4 protein-coding genes are annotated in these 4,758 nt (G+C 47.1%); all 4 read left to right on the forward strand.

Features of this window, described 5'->3' with window-relative positions:
- The coding region (locus ACOQPM_RS00015) for an ArnT family glycosyltransferase (protein ID WP_420627165.1) at nucleotides 1–1,958 on the forward strand (1,958 nt) is incomplete at its 5' end.
- A 17-nt stretch (nucleotides 1,959–1,975) separates the two neighbouring features.
- Complete coding sequence (locus tag ACOQPM_RS00020) at nucleotides 1,976–3,187, forward strand: glycosyltransferase family 87 protein (RefSeq protein WP_420627166.1); 1,212 nt, start codon at nucleotides 1,976–1,978, stop codon at nucleotides 3,185–3,187.
- A 5-nt stretch (nucleotides 3,188–3,192) separates the two neighbouring features.
- On the forward strand, nucleotides 3,193–4,449 hold the full coding sequence (locus tag ACOQPM_RS00025) for a glycosyltransferase family 87 protein (RefSeq protein WP_420627167.1): 1,257 nt from the start codon (nucleotides 3,193–3,195) through the stop codon (nucleotides 4,447–4,449).
- Nucleotides 4,446–4,758, forward strand: a 313-nt coding sequence (locus ACOQPM_RS00030; RefSeq protein ID WP_420627168.1) for a hypothetical protein, incomplete at its 3' end; no start/stop codon positions are given. The genes ACOQPM_RS00025 and ACOQPM_RS00030, both read left to right, overlap by 4 nt.

The following is a 4,758-nucleotide window of genomic DNA, read 5'->3' on the forward strand; positions in this document are numbered from 1 at the left end:
AGGTATGGGAGTGGGATTATTCAGGGGCGGTTGCCGGCATTTTTCGTACCGTTGGCTCCATTGTGGTGTGGGGGGCGATGCTGTTGGTAGCTGGCGGTTGGGGCAAAAAGATCGCCGGCAAATGGCTTAAAGACGAACCTTTGCTTATCCAACTGTCGTTGGAAATCATTTTGGGGATGGGGGCGCTCTTTTTGCTGATGTTGGTTTTGGGGTTGGCGGGGCTGATTCGACGCTGGTTGGTGTGGGGGCTGTTTGTGGCATTAGGCGGGGTAGCATGGCGAGAATGCCGACAGTGGGCAACCGCATTATGGACAAATCGCCGGCAACTCATCCCCCCAGCCGAAACAACCCAACAGAAATGGCTTAAAATCTTCATCGCCATCAACTTGGGCTTGGCTTTTCTGCTGGCGTTATCTCCCGATATCTCCTTTGATGCCCATTTGTACCATTTGGCAATGCCCAAAATTTATATCGAACAAGGCGCTGTCCGCCACTTTTTCGATATGTTTGTGTTTGGCTTTCCCCAAATGATGGAGATGTTGTACACATGGGGGATGGCGTTGTGGTCTGACCAAGTTCCGCCTTTATTGCATTTTGCCTTTGGGGCGATGGGATTATTTTTGGCAGGGGGCATTGCCAACCGCTACTTTAGCCGCAACGCAGCATGGTGGTCGGTTGCTTTGCTTTGCTCTGTGCCTACATTGACCGGCTTGTTAAGCGTTACCTACACTGATTTGGGTTTGATGTGTTTGGCGACGGGGATGATGTACGCCTTTTTGCGCTGGCGGGAGGGTTGGCAAGCGGGCGAGGAGCAGATGTTTTGGCTGGCGCTTGCCGGCATTCTCACCGGCTTGCTAGGCAATATCAAATACACTGCGGTGACGATGGCGTTCTCTATGGCGGGCGGCATTATTGTTACCAGTTGGCGGAGCGGTTTGAAGGGAATGGTGAAACGATTGGTGGTTGTGGGGGGCATTGCCGGCATTCTGGTGGCGCCCTGGCTGGCAAAAAATGTGTGGCAAACAGGCAATCCCGTTTACCCGTTTTTTCTGGACGAGGCAAAATATTGGGATGCATGGCGAGGGGATTTTTACGAAGATGTACAAACTGGCTTTTACTACACAGAACCAGCCCGTCTGCTTTATGTCCCACTTGAATTGTCGTTGTTTGGCACCGAAGGCACCAACTTTTACGACGCCACTATTGGTCCATTTGTGATTGGTTTGGCATTTCTATTGCCGTTGGTGTGGGGCAAAATACCTAAAAAAAAACGGCAAATTGTTGGCTATTTACTCCTCTTTTTCAGCATAAGCTATCTCTTTTGGTTATTGGGTGTAGCACGTTCCAAATCGTTGGCGCAAGGTCGGCTGCTCACCTTTATTTTGCCTAGCATCGCCATCATTTCTGCCATTGTGTTAGATTATCTGCCCCAAGTAAGAGCGTCACTTGACGTGGATTGGATGAGCCGAATCATGATCAATATCGGTTTGCTGGGTATTTTGCTGACAACTACCGCCACTTTTTTGGGCAGAAATCCATTGCCGGCAATTATCGGTTTAGAACCCCGTTTGGCATATGAAACCCGGTTGATGGGAGCGTATCGGGCGGCGTTAGAAGAGGTGAACCAATTGCCGGCAAACGCCAACGTGTTGTTTTTGTGGGAACCTCGAATATACCCTTGCCAACGCCAATGCAATAGCGATGTAAACCTGGACGAGTTACTGCACCACGTTCAGGGACAAGGGCAACATGCAGAAGAAATTGCAAATGCTTGGCGAGAGGAGGGTTTTTCCCACGTTTTGCTCCATCAAAGTGGGCTGAATTTTATCCAAGATGAGGAAAATAGCCCCATTAAAGCAAAAGAACAAGCGGTTATTGCTGAAATCAAGACCAACCAGTTACAGCAAATTGACTCAATTGGCATGGGTAGTTATGTACTGTACCAATTGTTAGATTAAGTGCCGAAAGAGCCAGTATGGAACCGCTTTTAACCCCAATTCGCCAACGATCACATTTGCTTGATTTTGCCGGGCAACTGATATTTCTTTTTTGTTTGGTAGGCTTTGCTATCATCGCCTACCTGGCTGGCGGGGTAGATTTTCGTGGCTACTATGGAGCGGCAACTCTTATTTTGCAAGGCGGCAACCCTTACGATTATGCGCAACTTGCCTCTGTTTTAGAAGAGGTAACGGGATATGCCGGCAATAACCCCTTTTTTTATCCCCCTTGGTTTGCATTACCATTTTTACCTCTGGCTTATTTGCCATTTCAGGCGGCACGGGCAATTTGGCTGATAATCAATGTGGTTTTATTCATTGCCGGCTTAGAACTTTGTCGTAAAGCATTAAATTGGCACATCTCTGGCTGGCGACGTTGGGGATTGTATTGGCTGACAACTGTTGTGTTTGTCGTTTACTGTTTGCGTAGTGAACAAGTGGGCATTTTGCTGTTTTTTGGATTGGTTTTGGCGTTGGTCAATTATCGGCAAAACCGCCCAGTTTTGGTTGGATTTGGCTTGCTTTTGGCATTATCCAAACCCAACATCACCATTTTGCTTGTGGTTGTGCTGGTGATCGTGTTGTGGCGATGGCAACGGAAAAGCTTGGTGGCAACAGTAGCTTGGGGGGCAGGGGCTTTGTTGGTAGCAACGGTTATTATGGGCGCATGGTGGAATTTTGACCGAACGGATTTTGGCAGTGGGCTTCAGGTAGAACTAGATGGCACGGCAGGGGTGTCGGCAGTTCGAGTAAATACGACATTGCCAGATTTTTTGCAGTTTGGGTGGGGGGTAGAGAATGGCAACATCGTCACGTCGATCATCATCTTTGCCGGCATTGGTGTTGCCGCCATTTTATTGTGGTTATTAAAACGGCAAGAAGGTAGCTTGACTTTACCTGTCCTCTCGTCAGCTCTACTTATTTTTAGCTTGGCATTTACCCCTTATGCCTTGCAATATGATTATGTACCGTTGATTTTGCCTGTTTTTTGGGTGATCCAGAAAATGCCGGCAATGCCCTCCCGTTGGCAATGGGCAGTAGGCGGGTTGCTAACGGCTGGTTTTTCGGTTGTCTTGTGGCAAACCGATGCCTATGAAGGGTATTGGTTATTGTTGGGCGTTAGTGGCGCTTTTATGCTCACTTTAGCCCAACAAAATAGCCGAATAACGACCCGATTTGGCTGGAAATAAATAGTATGAGTAGTTCGCAAGGTATTGTAACAACAACATTTAAGAAGAAGTTAGCGGCGATTGCCGGTATTCTCTTACTGTTTGCGCTAGTAACCATTGGCGTGCAAACTCAATTTACCAGCAAAACGCCCGGCGCCAACGACTTTTATCCCCGATGGAAAGGAGCGCAACTCTTCTTTCAAGAAGGTATTGACCCCTACTCTGAAGAAGCGACATTGGCAATTCAACAAACGCTTTATGGCAGACCAGCAACGCCAGAAGAAGACCAAGCGCTGTTTGTGTACCCTTTTTACACCGTCTTGACGTTATTTCCCCTCGTTTGGTTGCCCTATAGTTGGGTGCAAGCCATTTGGCTAAGCGCCCTGATTTTTTCATTAGGGGCTTCCCTCTTCATCATTTTAGATTATTTAGGCTGGAAAATGAGCCTGCCAACGATGGCAGTAGCCCTCATTTGGATGATCGTTATGTATAACAGCTCTCGAACGGTCATCATTGGGCAATATGCCGGGCTGATTTTGCTGTGGCTGGCAGGTTGTTTGTGGGCATTGAGACAGAAGCGGGATGGGCTTGCCGGCATTCTACTTGCCCTTACTACCATCAAACCCCAGATGATATTCTTGGTTATTCCTGCTTTGGCAATTTGGGGAATTGGACAAAAACGGTGGCGATTTGCCGGCATTTTTGCCGGCAGTATGCTGGCTTTAGTTGCCGTTTCCTTCCTCATGCACCCCAGTTGGCTACAAGGGTTTATCCATCAACTAACCAGTTACCCCAGCTATACAGATATTGGCTCGCCGTTGTGGGTGATTACTGGCTACTATTTTCCACAACTGGGCAAACCTGTAGAATGGGGCTTTATTTTGCTCTGCTTAGGGTATCTGTTTTATCAGTGGCGGCGATTGCCGGCAGTTTCAGCCGGATCGGCAGAGTTCACTTACCTTATTGGCTTAACCTTAATTATCACCAATTTGGTCGTCATCAGAACAGCCACCACAAATTATATTGTTATGTACATACCTCTTCTCTTTTTACTTCAATCTGTTGAATCGAGATATGGTTCACTATGGACGATTTTGTTTTTTGTGGTTACTGTAATTGGTACTTGGGGCTTGTTTTTGTACACAGTTGCCGGCATTTGGGAACATCCGATCAACTATTTGCCTTTGCCGTTTGGCTTGATGTTTATATTTCTATTGTGGGGTAAAAAACGGCTCATTTCCAAAACCCAAACAGAAAAGGAGCATGTTGTAATCCCCTCATGAAAAAGAATTGGGTTGGGAAAGTAGCCAGCGGGTTACTTCTGATTTCTGCGGTAATTATTTTAGCCTATTTCATTGCCCCATATGTGCCAAAATTGGCAGATTTTGACCAAACTTTCTATCCTGCCGTCCGATACTTTATTACAGGGAAAAACCCATACCAAGCTGATTACAATTTAATGGTAGAGGATGTGCCGTCAACCTTCTTCAACCCAGCCTGGACTTTGTTTATTCTGGCTCCCTTTGGCTTATTTTCGTTAGAAATCGCCCGCGCTTTGTGGATGTTTTTCTTGGTTGGCATGACATTTGCCG

The sequence above is a fragment of the Candidatus Leptofilum sp. genome (genome assembly GCF_965223525.1).
Lineage (GTDB): Bacteria > Chloroflexota > Anaerolineae > Promineifilales > Promineifilaceae > Leptofilum.

Excerpts from the sequence above, each read along its gene's own strand:
- ACOQPM_RS00020 (WP_420627166.1), top strand. The coding sequence starts at position 1,976 with ATGGAACCGCTTTTAACCCCAATTCGCCAACGATCACATTTGCTTGAT.
- ACOQPM_RS00025 (WP_420627167.1), top strand. The coding sequence starts at position 3,193 with ATGAGTAGTTCGCAAGGTATTGTAACAACAACATTTAAGAAGAAGTTA.